Here is a 15,307-nt window from a genome sequence, read left to right on the forward strand (position 1 = left end):
CCAGCCGTTTTCCATCCGGCCTTCATGCTTGCCGTGATGTGGCTCGTCGAGATCTTTGACCGGATCTTCCCAGGTCAGTGGGAACGCTTCGGCCTTCGGGCATGGGATTATTCCTCGCTCCCCGGCATCGTGCTCGCGCCGCTGCTCCATAGCGAGTGGAATCACCTCATCGGCAACTCCGTGCCCTTCCTCGTGCTCGGCATGCTCGTGGCGTTTGAGGGTGCGGGGCGCTTCTGGCTCGTGACGCTCATCGTCGCGGTGGTCGGCGCACTGGGGCCCCTATTCCTCTCAGCGCCCGGCACCATCACGGTCGGCGCATCCGGGCTCGTGTTCGGCTACTTCGCCTACCTAATTACCCGAGTTTTCGTCGTGCGCGAGATGCGTCACCGCCTGCTCTTCGGCGTCGTCGCGGTGGTCGTGGCGCTGCTCTACGGCAGCGCCATGCTCGCCGGCATCTTCGCAGCCGGTGCGGGCGTCTCGTGGCAGGGCCACCTCACGGGCGCGCTTGGCGGGGTGGCTGCGGCGCTAGTGCTGCGAGATCGACCACGCGATCCGCAATCGTCGTCGCCTCTTGGCGGTCGTGCGTGACGTAGATCGCGGCGGTGCCCGTCGATTTGAGAATGTCGCGGAGGTCAACCGCAAGCCGCCCGCGCAGCTCGGTGTCGAGTGCCGACAGCGGTTCGTCGAGCAGCAAGAGTCGGGGCGTCACCGCGAGCGACCGCGCGAGGGCGACGCGTTGCGCCTGCCCGCCCGAGAGCGTCTGCACGGCGCGCTCCTCGTAGCCGGGTAGATCGACGAGCTCGAGCATTTCCGCGACGCGCGCGCGGCGCTGCGCCTTCGGCATGCCCGCGACCTCGAGCCCGTAGGCGAGGTTCTTCGCGACGGTGCGGTAGGGAAACAGCTGGCCGTCCTGAAACACGAAGCCGCAACCACGCTGGTGGGTGGGCAATTCGTTCACGAGTTCGCCGCGCATCCGCACCTCGCCCGCGCTGACCCGCTCGAGACCCGCGATGCCACGGAGGAGCGACGACTTGCCGAGGCCGGATGCGCCGAGCAGCGCGACGACCTCGCCGTCGGCAACCGTGAGGTCGATGTCGCGCACGGGCGTGCTGCCGTCGGGGTAGCGCACGGTCACGCCGCGCAGTTCGAGTGCCGGTTCGGTCACCAGGCACCTCCGATCGTGGTTCGGGCCGAGCGTGGGCGCAGGTATTCGCTGAGCAGCATCATGGTGCCGCAGATGACGGCCAGGAGCACCGACGCCGCGAGCGCCATGCCGTAGTTGTCGCCGCCGGGTCGGCCGAGCAGGCGAGCGATGAGGATGGGCAGGGTCGCGCGCTCGGGCGAGGCGAGGAAGCTCGTGGCCCCGAACTCGCCAAGCGAGGTGGCGAACGCGAAGCCCGCCCCGATGCCGAGCGCCCGCGCGAGCACGGGTCCGTCGACGGTGCGCAGGATGCGCCAGGGCGTCGCGCCGAGGGTCGCTGCAGCGTCACGCAGTCGCGGGTCGATGGCGCGCATCGCGGGCACGAGTGAGCGCACGACGAGCGGCAGGGCGACAACCGCCTGCGCGAGCGGCACGAGCGTGCCGGAGTGCGCGAGCTGCGGAGCGACGGCCTGGAGCGAGACCACGTAGCCGAAGCCGAGGGTCACCGCCGAGACGCCGAGCGGCAGCATGATCGCGAGGTCGAGCACGCGCTGGCCGGCGGCCGCGACCCCACGCACGCGCCGTGACAACAGCAGCGCGAGGGGAATGCCGAAGAGCAGCGAGATCCAGGTGGCGTCGACCGCCGCCTGCAGCGAGTGCTGTAGCGCGGCGAGCACGGTCACTCCCCCAGAGAAGCCGTCGCCGCTGCTCGAGAGCGCCGCGTAGTTGTGAAGGCTCCAGGCGCCGTCGACGCGCACCGAGCGGATGAGCAGGGTCGCGAGCGGCAGCAGCTCGAGACCGAACACCGTGAATGCGGCGATCACGGCGGCGGGGACGTCCTCGCGGCGCAGCGGCAGCTCGGGGTTGTCGCGAAGCTTGAGGCGCGACTCGGTGCGGCGGTTCAGCCGGGCCGAGACGACCAAGGTCGCGACGACGATGAGCAGTTGCAGGGTCGAAAGCACCGCCGCGGTACGCAGGTCGAGGAACACCGTGGTCTGGGTGTAAATCTCGGTCTCGAGCGTACCCGGCGCGGGCGTGCCGAGCGTCAGCACGATGCCGAACGCGGTCGAGCAGAACAGCAGCACGAGACACGCCGAGGCGACGATCGCCGGCACGAGCTGCGGCAGCGTGACGGTGAGGAACGCGCGCGTTGGCGACGCGCCAAGGGTGCGCGCCGCCTCGGCGAGACGCGGGTCGAGGCCGCGCCAGAAACTCCCCACCTGCCGGGCAACGACCGCGACATTAAAGAAGACGAGCGCGAGCACGACCGAGAATGTCGTGCCGTCGAGCCCGAGCCAACCGAGGGGGCCGGTCGACCCAAGCAGCGCCCGGAAGGCGACACCGACCACCACGGTGGGGAGCACGAACGGCACGGTGATGAGGCCGCGCAGCAGCGCGCCGCCGGGCACGCGCCGGCGGTAGAGGATGCTCGCGGTCGGCACGCCCAGCACCACCGCGCCGAGCGCGGCGGCGAGGGCGAGGCCGATCGTGTTCGCGAGCAGCTGCCAGGTGCGAGCGCTGGTAAGCACCTCACCGTAGCCGGTGAGGTCGATGCCGGAGTCGCTCGAAATGCCTCGCCACAACATGCTGGCCACGGGCCAACCGAAGAAGACGGCGAGGAACGCGAGAACTGCGGCGCCCGCGACCCAGCTAGCTCGCCTCATACAGTGTGTTCCACTCCTCCAGCCAAGTGTCGCGGTTGCTCGCGACCTCAGCCGCGTCGAGGTCGAGTGGCTCATCGACGAGGCTCGCGTGCTTGGCCCACTCGCTCGGCAGCTCGACGGCGTCGTCGACCGGGTACATGTACATCGACTCGGGCAGTGCTTGCTGGAACTCCGTGCTCAGCATGAAGTCGATGAATGCCTGCGCGCCGGTCGGGTTCTCGGCGCCCTTCGTGACGCCGGCGTACTCGACCTGGGTCGTGCAGCTCGCCTCGAGCACGCCCGTGGTGCCGCCCGATTCGGCCGGCGACGACGAATAGCTCAGCACGAGCGGGAACTCGCCCGCGCCCTCGGCTCCCGAGAAATCGACGTAGTAGACGTCCGACCAGCTGCCCTCGACCTTGGCGCCGCCGTCGAGCAGTTGCTGCCAGTAGTCCTGCCAGCCGTCGCCGTACTCGGCGATGGTCGCGACGAGGAACGCGAGGCCGGGCGACGAGGTGAGCGGGTTCGTCACGGCGAGCAGCGGCGCGTACTCGTCGGTGGCGAGGTCGTCGAGCGTCGTCGGCTCGTCGACGCCGTTGTGTTCGAACCAATCGTGGTCGATGTTGACGCACACCTGGCCCTGGTCGATCGGCGTGAGCTGGTCGCTGAGCACCAGGTCGTCGGCGGATGCGGGCAGGCTCGGCGAGGTGTACGGCGCGAGCACGTCGGCGTCGACCACGGTCTGCGCTGAGTAGTTGTCGAGGCCGTATACGCCGTCGACGCCCGGGGCATCACCCGCGAGCAACAGCTGGCTCGTCACGACGCCGGCGTCGCCGGGCGAGGTGATGACGAGGTCATAGCCGGTCGCCGATTCGAACTCGGCGATGAGCTCGTCGCTCACGTTGAACGAGTCGTGCGTGAGCATCGTGACGGTGCCCGGGGCGGACGAGCTCGGCTCGTTTCCCCCAGCACCGCCGACAAGCGTGCACCCGCTCAGTAGCAGCCCGGTCGCCACGAGGGCGGCGGTTGAGGCAAGTCGGGTAGATGATCGACGTAGCATTCAGTCCTCCATTCGCATGGAGGGCATCCGCGCGCGACACAGCGCCCGGATGGAGAGAACTCGACTTCCTTCGCCGGTACTAGCCGGATCAGGTTCGAGGGTCTGCCAGTGTGGCACTCTCAGCGCCGCTCGGCGCTCCCCTGTCGTTCTCGTTCATCCTACCCGGCTGGCGGGCAGGGGCGAATCGGCCTAGACGAGGCCCTGCGCGATCATCGCGTCGACGACCTTGGTGACACCGGCGATGTTCGCGCCGAGCACGTAGTCGCTCGGGGCGCCGTACTCCTGCGCGGTCGCACGGCAGGTCTCGTGCACGTCGACCATAATCTCTTCGAGGCGCGTCTCGGTGTAGTCGAAGGTCCAGCGGTCGCGCGAGGCATTCTGCTGCATCTCGAGCGCGCTCGTGGCGACGCCACCGGCGTTCACGGCCTTCGCCGGGCCGAACAGCACGCCTTCGGTCTCGCGCATGAGCGAGGCGGCGTCGGCGGTGAGCGGCATGTTCGCGCCCTCGGCGACGACCCTGAGGCCGTTGTTGATCAGCGTCTGCGCGGCGTGCACGTCGAGCTCGTTCTGTGTGGCGCAGGGCAGCGCGACGTCGACGGGTACCTGCCACACGTCGTTGCGGTTCTCGTGGAACTCAACGCGGTTGCTGCGGCGGTCGGCGTACTCGCTGATGCGGCCGCGCTCTTTGAGCTTGATCTGCTTGAGCAGGTCGAGGTCGATGCCGTCGGGGTCGTAGATCGAGCCCTTCGAGTCCGAGGCGGTCACGACGACCGCGCCGAGCTCCTGCGCCTTCTCGATCGCGTAGATCGCGACATTGCCCGAGCCTGAGACCGAGACGCGCTTGCCGTCGAAATCTTCGCCCTGGGTCGCGAGCATCTCGCGAGCGAAGAAGATGGTACCGTAGCCGGTCGCCTCGGGGCGCACGAGCGAGCCGCCCCACGAGAGGCCCTTGCCCGTGAGCACGCCCGACTCGAAACGGTTGGTGATGCGCTTGTACTGGCCGAACATGTAGCCGATCTCGCGCGTGCCGACGCCGATGTCGCCCGCGGGCACGTCGGTGTACTCACCGATGTGGCGGTAGAGCTCGGTCATGAACGACTGGCAGAACGCCATGATGTCGCGGTCGCTGCGGCCGTGCGGGTCGAAGTCGCTGCCACCCTTACCTCCGCCGATGGGCAGTCCCGTGAGCGAGTTCTTGAAGGTCTGCTCGAAGCCGAGGAACTTCACGATGCCGAGGTTGACCGTCGGGTGGAAGCGCAGCCCACCCTTATACGGGCCGAGGGCCGAGTTGAACTCGACGCGGTACCCGCGGTTGATGTTGACGTTGCCCTTCGAGTCGATCCACGGCACACGGAAAATCACCTGACGCTCGGGCTCGCAAAGGCGGCGGATGACGTCCTGGTCGAGGTACTCCGGGTGCGTTTCGAGCACCGGGGCGAGTGAGTCGAGGACCTCGACCACTGCCTGATGGAACTCCGGCTCACCGGCGTTGCGGGCGAGCACATCGTTCTTGAGCGCCTCGATGGTGGCGTGCATTGTGGTCAAGGTGTGGATCCTCTCGGTTATCGTCCCTAGCCTTTGCAGGTTACTGCGCGCTGGCGTAATTTCTGCGCCGCACCAGCACTTGGCCCGCGGCGAAGCCGAGGCGCCACCAGCCCGGTGCCGTCGAAAGTGTCCCAGTTTCTCCGGTGCGAAGAAACCCCAGAGCGTGTGCCGCGAAGGCCGCGCCCGCAGGCGGAAGCCGATCAGGAGCATCCTGATCGGCGATGTCGCTCGCGACCACGTCGTCCGGCAGCATGCGCGTCCACACATCGGTGCGCACCCGCTCAGCGAGCAGCTGGCCGAGTTCGTTGCCGGTTGCCTGCGTGATTTCGGCGATGCCCGCATCCGCGACACGCGTGAGCACACCGGCGTCGAGGGTCGTGACCCGGTGCCAGCCGCCGAGCGGCGGCCGCGTGCCGGTCCAGGCCTCGTGCAGCCGCTCGGGCGGCAGCGGGATGCTGCGGGCCTCGGCGTCGCTCTCGGGCTCGCGCGCGAGCCGGTCGAGCATGCCCCGCAGCGGCACGACGGCGTCGAAGTAGCCGTCGAGGCGGTCGGACTCGTCGGCGCCGGTGACCTGCGCGCTCAGCGCGCGCACGCCGATGACGAGCGGCGAATCGGTGAGGATGCCCGCGGGTCGAAGCACCGGCACCCAGAGGGCGATACCGGTTTCGGCGACCTGCTGGATGCGCACGCCCGAGTCCTCGATGCGGCCCGCGCGCCCGAGGTAGGTCGCGAGGTCGGCGCGGGCAATTGGGTTGCCGAGTTGCAGCGTCGCCGTCATGCCCGCAGCTTCTTGTCGGCGCGCATCTCGACCCGGGGGCCGACGTACGGCTGCCAGGCGGCGCGCTCGGCGTCGGTCAGCCGGCGGGGCCGGCCGCTCGCGGCGTCGATGAACACGATCGTGCTGCGCGCGACGGTGAAGAGCGTGCGCTCGGCGTCGCCGACGGGGCTCCACACCTCGTACGAGACCTCGGCCGAGGCCGCGCCGATCTCGCTGATCCACAGCGCGATGTCGAGGGGTCGATGCAGCTGCGGAACCGGCGCGCGGTACTCGATCGACTGCGCCGCGATGAGGGTGTTCGTGTCGGCGTCGGCGCCGGCGTTCACGACGCCGAGCGGCCTGGGTGGTTCGCCACTTTCCGGAGGAACCACCCAGAACGCCTGCACGCGGGCTTCTTCGAGGAGCGTGAACATGGTCGCGTTGTTGACGTGACCGTAGCCGTCGAGGTCGCGCCAGCGCACCGGAATCGGCACGTGGTAGCGACGCTCGCCGTCGATGTCGCCGCTCGACCAGCACTGTGCGCCGCTCGACATTAGTCGCGCGTGAGCTTGCGGTAGGTCACCCGCGACGGCTTGGCCGCCTCGGGTCCGAGCCGCTCGACCTTGTTCGCCTCATAGCCCTCGAAGTTCCCCTCGAACCAGTACCAGTTCGATGGGTTCTCTTCGGTGCCCTCGTAGGCGAGGATGTGCGTCGCGACCCGGTCGAGGAACCACCGGTCGTGGGTGATGACCACAGCGCAGCCGGGGAACTCGAGCAGCGCGTTCTCGAGGCTCGAGAGGGTCTCGACGTCGAGGTCGTTCGTCGGCTCGTCAAGCAGCAGCAGGTTGCCTCCCTGCTTCAGCGTGAGCGCGAGGTTGAGGCGGTTGCGCTCACCACCCGAGAGCACGCCGGCCTTCTTCTGCTGGTCGGGACCCTTGAAGCCGAATGACGAGACGTAAGCGCGCGAGGGAATCTCGACCTGGCCGACCTGGATGTAGTCAAGTCCGTCGGAGACGACCTCCCACACCGACTTTTCGGAGTCGATGCCCGAGCGGCCCTGGTCGACGTACGAGATCTTGACGGTCTCGCCGACCTTGAGGTCGCCGCTGTCGAGGGGTTCGAAGCCGACAATCGTCTTGAACAGCGTCGACTTACCGACACCGTTCGGGCCGATGATGCCGACGATGCCGTTGCGCGGCAGCGAGAACGAGAGGTTGTCGAAGAGCACTCGGTCGCCGAAGCCCTTCTTCAGGTCTTTCGCCTCGATGATGATGCTGCCGAGGCGCGGCCCCGGCGGAATCTGGATCTCTTCGAAGTCGAGTTTGCGGGTGCGCTCGGCCTCGGCAGCCATCTCTTCGTAGCGCGCGAGACGCGCCTTCGACTTCGCCTGGCGACCCTTCGAGTTCGAGCGAACCCACTCGAGCTCTTCGGCGAGACGCTTCGCGAGCTTCGCATCCTTCTTGCCCTGCACCTGCAAGCGGGCCTGCTTCTGCTCAAGGTAAGTCGAGTAGTTGCCCTCGTAGGGGTAGAGGCGACCGCGGTCTACCTCGGCGATCCACTGGGCGACGTGGTCGAGGAAGTACCGGTCGTGCGTTACGGCGATGACTGCGCCGGGGTACTTCTGCAGGTGCTGCTCGAGCCAGAGCACGCTCTCGGCATCGAGGTGGTTGGTGGGCTCGTCGAGGAGCAGCAGGTCGGGCTTCTCAAGCAGGAGCTTGCACAGCGCGACGCGGCGACGCTCACCACCCGACAGGTTCGTGACGGGCTCGTCGGCGGGCGGGCAGCGCAACGCATCCATCGCCTGCTCGAGCTGGTTGTCGAGGTCCCACGCGTCGGCCGCGTCGATCTCGGTCTGCAGGGAGCCCATTTCTTCCATGAGCGCGTCGAAGTCGGCGTCGGGGTTTGCCATCTCGGCCGAGATCTCGTTGAAACGGTCGAGCTTCGCCTTGATGGCGCCGACACCCTCCTCGACGTTCTCGCGGACGGTCTTCTCCTCATTCAGCGGCGGCTCCTGCAGCAGGATGCCGACGGTGAAGCCCGGCGTGAGCTTCGCATCGCCGTTCGAGGGCTCATCGAGACCGGCCATGATCTTGAGGATGGTGGACTTACCGGCACCATTGGGACCAACCATGCCGATCTTGGCGCCGGGGATGAAGGACATGGTCACGTCGTCGAGGATGAGCTTGTCGCCCACCTTCTTGCGAGCGCGGACCATTTGATAGATGTACTCGGCCATATGTTCCAGTCTACTTACCAGTCGATGTCTTGGGTCTTACCGATGAGGCACTTGCCAGTGCTCATGGGCTCGGCAACCATCGAGGCGTACCCCTTGCTGCCGCGCTGCCCGATGAGGCACTGGTCGTCGGGCATCTTGACCGACACGATGATGTAGTCAGCGTCGAGGTCGATGGTGGTCTTGTCGAACGTGACCTCCATCTGTGACTTGTCGAAGCCCGCGTCGACGAGGGTGTCGACGAAATCGTGCGAGCTCGCCTTGTCGTTGTCGGCGAGCATGCCCTTCAGCGTCGCATCGAAGAAGGCCTTGTTCGCCTCGGCTCCCCCGTTCGGGTCAAACGTTGGCTCGGCGGTCTGCGTCGCCTGCGTCTCATTGGGTTCGGGGTCGGCGTTGCCGGCACAACCCGCGAGGAGGGCGATCGCTGCCACCGCGGTCACAAGCAGGCGGAACAGGCCGGGCGTCCGAGACGTGCGCACTCGCATCCTTTCAACGACTCTCTGGAGGCGATGGCCGGGAGGCGGCCATGACGAACCCACACTACTGGAGCGGCATGGCCGGTCCCTCCGTTGAGCCGCTGACTGCTCGGCCCAGCTGGAGCAGGTCGACTGTGGGCGCGGAGGTTGCGCCAGTAAATGTCGAGTCCATCCTCGATGATGCGCAGCTTGCCCGCCCCGATGCGCACGGCGGCTTCACAGCATCATGCTCCTGCCGACCGAGCACGGTGACCAGGCCCTCGCGCTGCAAAAATGCGACCTCAGCGTGGGGTGCGGCGCCGATGTGGTCACGCTTGCGGGCGTCGGTGGCAGGTCGTGGTGCGTCCTGCCACCGCTTCAGCAGTTGGTCTGGAGTGGACGTCAGCGTCGTGTCGGACATGGTGGTGGCGCGTACTTTCTGTTGGCGGTGTCGCCTCGCGCGGGTTGCGGAGGTAACTGCCACCAAACTTGGCCTGCCTCCAGCCCGGCCAGCAAGAATGCAGCGCCGCTACGCGCTCAGAACGTCGGCTCGACCACCGCGTCGGTAAGACCTGCCCACGCAGGCGGCGCCGTTACAGACTCGGGCTCGCTCGCCGAGGGGGTCTCGATCTGCTGCGGCTTCGGCCGCTGCGCATAGGCGAGGTCGCGACCGATGTGCGAGGCAATGACTTCGATGCCGTTGCCGGTCGAGCCGTCGGAGCGCTCGAAGGTCGTCACGCGCTGCTTTCCAGTGAGGATGACGCGCTGACCCTTGTCGAGCACCTCACTGGCGTTGTTCGCGAGCTTGCCGAAGGCAGTGACTGAGTACCAGTTCGTGTGCACGTCCTCCCACTCGCCATCGCGGTTCTGGCGGCGCTCGGAGCTCGCGAGACGGAAGGTGAGCCGGTCGATCGAGTTGCCGGCGCCGACCTTGCGGAGCTCGGGTTCGGTGCCGATGGTGCCGGTGAGGGTGATGTGGTCGGTCATGATGCTCCTTCGTTCGAGAGTGTGCGCGGCCCGGCGCGGAGGTGCCGTGCGAGGTGGTGGTTCCGCGCCGGGACGCCCCCACAGCTTGCGGGGCCGCGCCAGCCACCGCAGTTACCGGCCGTCGCGCTGTGGAAAGCCGCGCATCCACAGCTCGCCCGGTTGCGGGGCCGGCTGAACGCGACCTGCGGGTTTCGGCGACGTGAGCTGCTCGCCGGGCACGGTCCGCGAAGGCACCGGAGGCCTACTGGCCGCTCGCCTCTTCGGCCGCGACGCGACGTGCCTCGACGCGCGCAGCAGCCGCATCCGCGGCCTCCTTGCGGCCGCGAATGGCGACGATCGCGCCCGTCTCAGTGAACTCCCGCTCGATCTCCTCGTTCGGCTTCGGCGCCGCGATGCTCACGATCATCGCCGCGGCGAGCGCGAGGATGAACGCCGGCAGGAGCTCGTAGAGGCCGATGCCGAGCGCCGAGTCGATCGCCTTGTAGACGAACACCGCGACCGCGCCGACGATCATGCCCGCGAGGGCGCCCCAGTTCGTGAGCTTGCGCCAGTAGAGGCTGAGCAGCACGATCGGGCCGAAGGCGGCGCCGAAGCCGGCCCACGCGAAGCTCACGAGGCCGAGGATCGAGTCGTTCGGGCTGATCGCGAGAATGCCCGCGATGATCGCGACGACGAGCACGCCGGCGCGACCCAGCCAGAGCAGGCTCTTCTGGCTCGGCGGAGTCTTCTTCAGGGCACGGTAGGTGTCTTCAACCAGCGCCGACGAGCAGACGATGAGCTGGCTCGACAGGGTGCTCATGATGGCCGCGAGCACGGCAGCGAGCACGAGGCCCGCGACGAGCGGGTGCAGCAGCACCTGCGAGAGCAGCAGCACGACCGTCTCGGGGTCGGAGGGGCCGTCGCCGAACTTCGCGAAGTACGCGATACCGACGAGACCGCTCACCACGGCGCCCAAGAGCGAGAGGAACTGCCAGCTCGTGCCGATGCGGCGGGCCGAAGCCGCCTCCTGTGGCGAGCGCAGCGCCATGAAGCGCACGATGATGTGCGGCTGGCCGAAGTAGCCGAGACCCCACGCGAGGCCCGAGAGGATGAACATCACGACCGCGAACGTCGAGAGCGAGCCGTCGCCAAACAGCGAGAGCGCGACCGGGTTGTTCTCGGTAATGAGCGTCGTCGTCTCTTGGAAGTTACCGATCGTGAACAGCGCGACGATCGGCACGACGATGAGCGCGATGACCATCATGAGGCCCTGCACGACGTCGGTCATCGAGGCGCCGAGGAAGCCACCGAACAGCGTGTACGCGAGCGTGACGACCACGACGAGGATCATGCCGAGCGTGTAGTCACCGCCGAACGCCGACTCAAAGAACTTGCCACCGGCAACCATGCCGCTCGACGCGTAGAGCGTGAAGAACACGAGGATGATGATGCTCGAGACCGTGCGCAGCAGTCGCGTGCGGTCGCGCGTGCGGTTCTCGAAGAAGCTCGGGATCGTGATCGAGTTGCGCGAGACCTCGGTGTAGGCGCGCAGTCGCGGTGCGACGAGGCGCCAGTTGAGGTACGAGCCGATGAGCAGGCCGATCGCGATCCAGCTTTCGAGCAGGCCGCTCACGAAGATCGCGCCGGGCAGGCCCATGATGAGCCAGCCCGACATGTCGGAGGCGCCGGCGCTCAGCGCCGCCACCCACGGGGGCAGGCCGCGCCCTCCGAGCATGTAGTCCTCGTGGTCGCTGGTTCGGCGGAACGCGAGGTAGCCGATCAGCAGCATGGCGACGAAATAGATTCCGAGTGCGATGTAGAGGTACACCTGGTCAGACACCGTTGTCACCTTTCTCTCTCTATTGGGCGGCCGCGACGCGGCCAGGATAGTCGGACGATAGGCCGTCGGAGACTAAATGAGCCCCTCCGACAGATGGTTCGGTGTGCCGAAACGATGGGCGGTGATGGAGACCGCCTGCTCACGCAAGTGTGGCAGCATTTCGACCCGCCCGGCGCGAACGACGTCACCCGAGTACACGGCAATGTCGGGCTTGCCGGCGCTCGCCTCGATGATCGCGGCGAGTTCGGAGGGGTGCGAGGCACCGGCGACGAGGCGGATGCGCGCCCCCGCGTGCGGCCCGTCCTGCGCGGCGAGGCGCGCGACTCGGCCACGCCAGATGTCGTCGTCCTCGACCACGACGGTGGCGCCGAGGCCGCGCAGCTGCTCGGCGATTCCGGCGGGCAACGCGGTGGCGGTCGAGACCGTCGGCACCGACTCGGCGGCGAGTGCGGCCGCGAGCACGCGCACGGCGTCGCGCAGCTGGGCGTCGGCTGCGATGCGCACCGTGACGGGCACGGGGCGGTAGCGCAGTAGGTTGCGCTCGACGCCGAGCTGCGACGCGTCGCGGGCGATACCGAACTCGTCGTTCCACGCGTGGGCGTCGGAGCTCGCGGCGTCGCGCAGCCACTCGAGGTCGCTACCCGCGACGCCAGCGCGCTCCGCCGAGTCGAGCAGCTCGGCCACGCGCGGACGGGGAGCTGCGGGCGCGGCCGTGACCGGCGCATCCGCCCACTCGCCCAGCGCGTGCAGGTAGTTCGGGCCACCGGCCTTCGTGCCGGGGCCGATCGCCGACTTCTTCCAGCCACCGAACGATTGGCGGCGCACGATCGCGCCCGTGATGCCGCGGTTGATGTAAAGGTTTCCGGCCTCGGTGCGCTCCAGCCAGGTCGCGAGGTCGCCACGGTCGAGCGAGTGCAGGCCCGAGGTGAGGCCGTAGTCGATCTCGTTGACGATGTCGATCGCCTCGTCGATGGTGTCGGCGGTCATGATGCCGAGGATCGGGCCGAAGTACTCGGTGAGGTGATATTCGGAACCGCGGCGCACGCCCTCGCGCACACCTGGGGTCCAGAGCTTGACGTTGCCGTCGGCGTCGCTCGCGAGCGGGCCCGCGTGTTCGACGGGCTTCGGCTCGACGAGCCACGACTCACCCTCGCCGAGCGCCGTGAGGCCGCGCAGCAGCTTGCCGCCGGGCGCCGCGATGATCGGGCCCATCTGGCTCTCGAGGCGGTCGGGGGTGCCGACCTTGAGCGAGTTCACCGCGTCGAGCAGCTGGCGGCGGAAGCGCTTCGACTTCGCCACCGAGCCGACGAGCACGACGAGCGACGCGGCCGAGCACTTCTGGCCCGCGTGGCCGAAGGCCGAGTTCACGACATCCTTGACCGCGAGGTCGAGATCCGCGTGCGGCGTGACGATGATCGCGTTCTTGCCGCTCGTCTCGGCGAGGATCGGCAGCGCGGGGCGCAGCTCGCGCATCTGCACCGCAGTCTCGTAGGCGCCGGTGAGAATCACGCGATCGACGCGCTCGTCGGCGACAAGCTTCGACGAGAGACCGCGGTCGGCGAACTGCACGTACTGCAGCACCTCGCGGGGCACGCCGGCCTCCCAGAGCGCCTCGACCATGACGGCACCGGGGCGCGCCGCCGCCGAGGCCGGCTTGAAGATGACGGATGCGCCCGCCGCGAGCGCCGCGAGGGTGCCGCCGGCCGGGATCGCGGTCGGGAAGTTCCACGGCGGAATCACGGCAATGAGGCGCTTCGGCGCGTAGTTCGCGCCGTCGACCTGCTCGAGCGCCTGCCCGAGGCTCGCGTAGTAGTGGGCGAAGTCGATCGCCTCGCTCACCTCGGGGTCGCCCTGGTCGAGCGTCTTGCCGCACTCCGAGCCCATCACTTCGAGCAGCTCCGCGCGACGGGCCTCAAGACGTTCGCCGGCGCGGTGGAGGATGCGCGTGCGCCCCTCGACGCCAAGGTCTTGCCAGGCCTGCTGGGCGTCGACGCCGCGGGCGATGACCTCGTCGAGTGCAGCCTCATCGGCGATGCGCGAGCTGCCGACGAGCTCGACACCGAGCTGCGACGCGACCATTCGCTCGGCGATGCCGCGGCCCCACGCGCGGTTGCCTGGCAGGTCGGGGTCGGTGTCGGGGGTGTTGTGGAAGCCGTCGATGCCGCCGGTCGTCCACTCGGCGACGCGCGCCTCAAGGCCTGCCTCGTCGAACTCGCGGCGGTCCTGGCGCCGGTTCGGTAGCGGCACCGCGTAGTGCTCCTCCGAGCCATCGCCGGTGATGGTCTCGAGCTCGGCGAGCGAGGCGAGGAAGCGACCGCGTTCGCGGTCGAACAGCGTGGGCGAGTCGTGCAGCTCGAACACTGCTGACATGAAGTTCTCGTGGCTCGCGCCCTCTTCGAGTCGGCGAATGAGGTAGGCGATGGCGACGTCGAACTCGTTCGGGTGCACCACCGGCGTGTAGAGCAGCAGCGAACCGACCTCGCGCTTGATGACCTCGGCCTGCCCGGTCGCCATGCCGAGCAGCATCTCGAACTCAACGCCCGTCTCGGCGCCGCGCGCCTTCGCGAGCAGCCAGGCGAGCGCGACGTCGAAGAGGTTGTGGCCGGCGACGCCGACGCGCACGTGCCGCACGTGTTCGGGTCGCAGTGCGTAGTCGAGCACGGCCTTGTAGCTCGTGTCGCTGCCGCGCTTCGTCGACCAGGTGGCCTGCGGCCAGCCGTGGACCATCGCATCGACGTGCTCCATCGGCAGGTTCGCGCCCTTGACGACACGCACTTTGACCGGCGCCCCGCCGAGCGCGACGCGCTCGGCGGACCACTCCTGCAGCCGCATCATTGCGCCGAGCGCATCGGGCAGGTAGGCCTGCAACACGATGCCAGCCTCGAGGTTGCGGAACTCCGGGCGGTCGAGGATGCGCATGAACACCGCCATGGTCAGGTCGAGGTCCTTGTACTCCTCCATGTCGAGGTTGATGAACTTCCGCGGCGTCGCGGCAGCGGCCTTTGCGAACAACGGCACGAGCTGCGATTCGATGTGGTCGACGGCTTCGTCGAACGACCAGTGGTTGTGCGGCGCGACGGTCGCCGACACCTTGATCGACACGTAGTCGACGTCGTCGCGGTCGAGCAGTCGGTGGGTACCCTCGAGGCGGCGCTGGGCCTCGTTGTCGCCGAGGATGGCCTCGCCAAGCAGGTTGATGTTGAGGCGGACGTCGTCGCGCTTGATCTTCGCGATGGCGGGGCCGAGCTTCTCGTCGGTTGCGTCGATGATGAGGTGGCGAACCATTTGGCGCAGCACCGTGCGCGCGATCGGCACGACCACGCCGGGCAGCACCTTGCCGGCCGCGCCGCCGAGCCCGATGGCGCCGCGCAGGGGTGCAGCGAGGAACTTCGGGGTGATCGGCGTGAGCTTGGCGAGGTTGGCGGCGGCCGCCGAAAGGTCTTCGGGGCGCACGACGCCGTCGACGAAGCCGACGGTGAAGTCGAGGCCATTTTCGTCGCGAAGCACACCCGCGAGTCGCTCGGCCGCGGCGTCGACGGGCTGATTCTCCGATTCATCGAGCCAGCGCCGCACGAGGGCGACCACCTCGTCAGCGAGGTCTTGCGGGCGAACTTCACGGGTCACGTTGGGGTGCGACAGCACAATCGGCCTTCCGACAGATCGAGCA

General features: G+C 68.2%; 12 protein-coding genes and 1 riboswitch. Of the genes, 1 reads left to right on the plus strand and 11 read right to left on the minus strand.

Going from position 1 to position 15,307, the window contains the following annotated elements:
* The first annotated feature begins 24 nt into the window (after positions 1 to 24).
* Positions 25 to 588 carry a rhomboid family intramembrane serine protease gene (locus EJL01_RS04800; protein WP_235988281.1) on the plus strand — a complete coding sequence of 188 codons (564 nt, stop codon included), beginning with the start codon at positions 25 to 27 and terminating at the stop codon, positions 586 to 588.
* Here the strand turns inward: EJL01_RS04800 and EJL01_RS04805 are convergent.
* From EJL01_RS04805 to EJL01_RS04855, 11 genes are all read right to left on the minus strand, one after another.
* Positions 494 to 1,165 carry an ABC transporter ATP-binding protein gene (locus tag EJL01_RS04805; protein ID WP_241209105.1) on the minus strand — a complete coding sequence of 224 codons (672 nt, stop codon included), beginning with the start codon at positions 1,163 to 1,165 and terminating at the stop codon, positions 494 to 496. The genes EJL01_RS04800 and EJL01_RS04805 overlap by 95 nt on opposite strands.
* Positions 1,162 to 2,805: an ABC transporter permease gene (locus tag EJL01_RS04810; protein ID WP_125106488.1), complete on the minus strand. Its 1,644-nt coding sequence runs from the start codon at positions 2,803 to 2,805 to the stop codon at positions 1,162 to 1,164. Before EJL01_RS04810 ends, EJL01_RS04805 begins: the two co-directional genes overlap by 4 nt.
* Complete coding sequence (locus EJL01_RS04815; protein ID WP_125106489.1) at positions 2,792 to 3,844, minus strand: thiamine ABC transporter substrate-binding protein; 1,053 nt, start codon at positions 3,842 to 3,844, stop codon at positions 2,792 to 2,794. Before EJL01_RS04815 ends, EJL01_RS04810 begins: the two co-directional genes overlap by 14 nt.
* Before the next feature lie 48 nt (positions 3,845 to 3,892).
* A riboswitch (TPP riboswitch) is annotated at positions 3,893 to 3,996 on the minus strand.
* A 37-nt stretch (positions 3,997 to 4,033) separates the two neighbouring features.
* On the minus strand, positions 4,034 to 5,380 hold the full coding sequence (gene gdhA / locus EJL01_RS04820; protein WP_125107410.1) for an NADP-specific glutamate dehydrogenase: 1,347 nt from the start codon (positions 5,378 to 5,380) through the stop codon (positions 4,034 to 4,036).
* A 49-nt stretch (positions 5,381 to 5,429) separates the two neighbouring features.
* Positions 5,430 to 6,167 (minus strand): DUF8185 domain-containing protein, encoded by a 738-nt coding sequence (locus EJL01_RS04825; protein WP_125106490.1) that lies wholly within the window; start codon positions 6,165 to 6,167, stop codon positions 5,430 to 5,432.
* Positions 6,164 to 6,700: an acyl-CoA thioesterase gene (locus EJL01_RS04830; RefSeq protein WP_125106491.1), complete on the minus strand. Its 537-nt coding sequence runs from the start codon at positions 6,698 to 6,700 to the stop codon at positions 6,164 to 6,166. The genes EJL01_RS04825 and EJL01_RS04830 overlap by 4 nt, the downstream gene beginning before the upstream one ends.
* On the minus strand, positions 6,700 to 8,382 hold the full coding sequence (gene ettA, locus EJL01_RS04835; protein WP_125106492.1) for an energy-dependent translational throttle protein EttA: 1,683 nt from the start codon (positions 8,380 to 8,382) through the stop codon (positions 6,700 to 6,702). Before ettA ends, EJL01_RS04830 begins: the two co-directional genes overlap by 1 nt.
* Positions 8,383 to 8,396: 14 nt before the next feature.
* Positions 8,397 to 8,858, minus strand: a complete 462-nt coding sequence (locus EJL01_RS04840; RefSeq protein WP_125106493.1) for a DUF6993 domain-containing protein — start codon at positions 8,856 to 8,858, stop codon at positions 8,397 to 8,399.
* A gap of 513 nt (positions 8,859 to 9,371) precedes the next feature.
* Complete coding sequence (locus EJL01_RS04845) at positions 9,372 to 9,821, minus strand: single-stranded DNA-binding protein (protein WP_125106494.1); 450 nt, start codon at positions 9,819 to 9,821, stop codon at positions 9,372 to 9,374.
* Between the two features lie 241 nt (positions 9,822 to 10,062).
* Positions 10,063 to 11,640, minus strand: coding sequence for a sodium/proline symporter PutP (gene putP, locus EJL01_RS04850; RefSeq protein WP_125106495.1), 1,578 nt, complete (start codon positions 11,638 to 11,640; stop codon positions 10,063 to 10,065).
* A 72-nt stretch (positions 11,641 to 11,712) separates the two neighbouring features.
* Entirely contained in the window at positions 11,713 to 15,264 is a 3,552-nt protein-coding gene (locus EJL01_RS04855; protein ID WP_241209106.1) for a bifunctional proline dehydrogenase/L-glutamate gamma-semialdehyde dehydrogenase, read from the minus strand.
* Between the last annotated feature and the right edge of the window lie 43 nt (positions 15,265 to 15,307).

The sequence above is a fragment of the Gulosibacter massiliensis genome (genome assembly GCF_900626105.1).
Lineage (GTDB): Bacteria > Actinomycetota > Actinomycetes > Actinomycetales > Microbacteriaceae > Gulosibacter > Gulosibacter sediminis.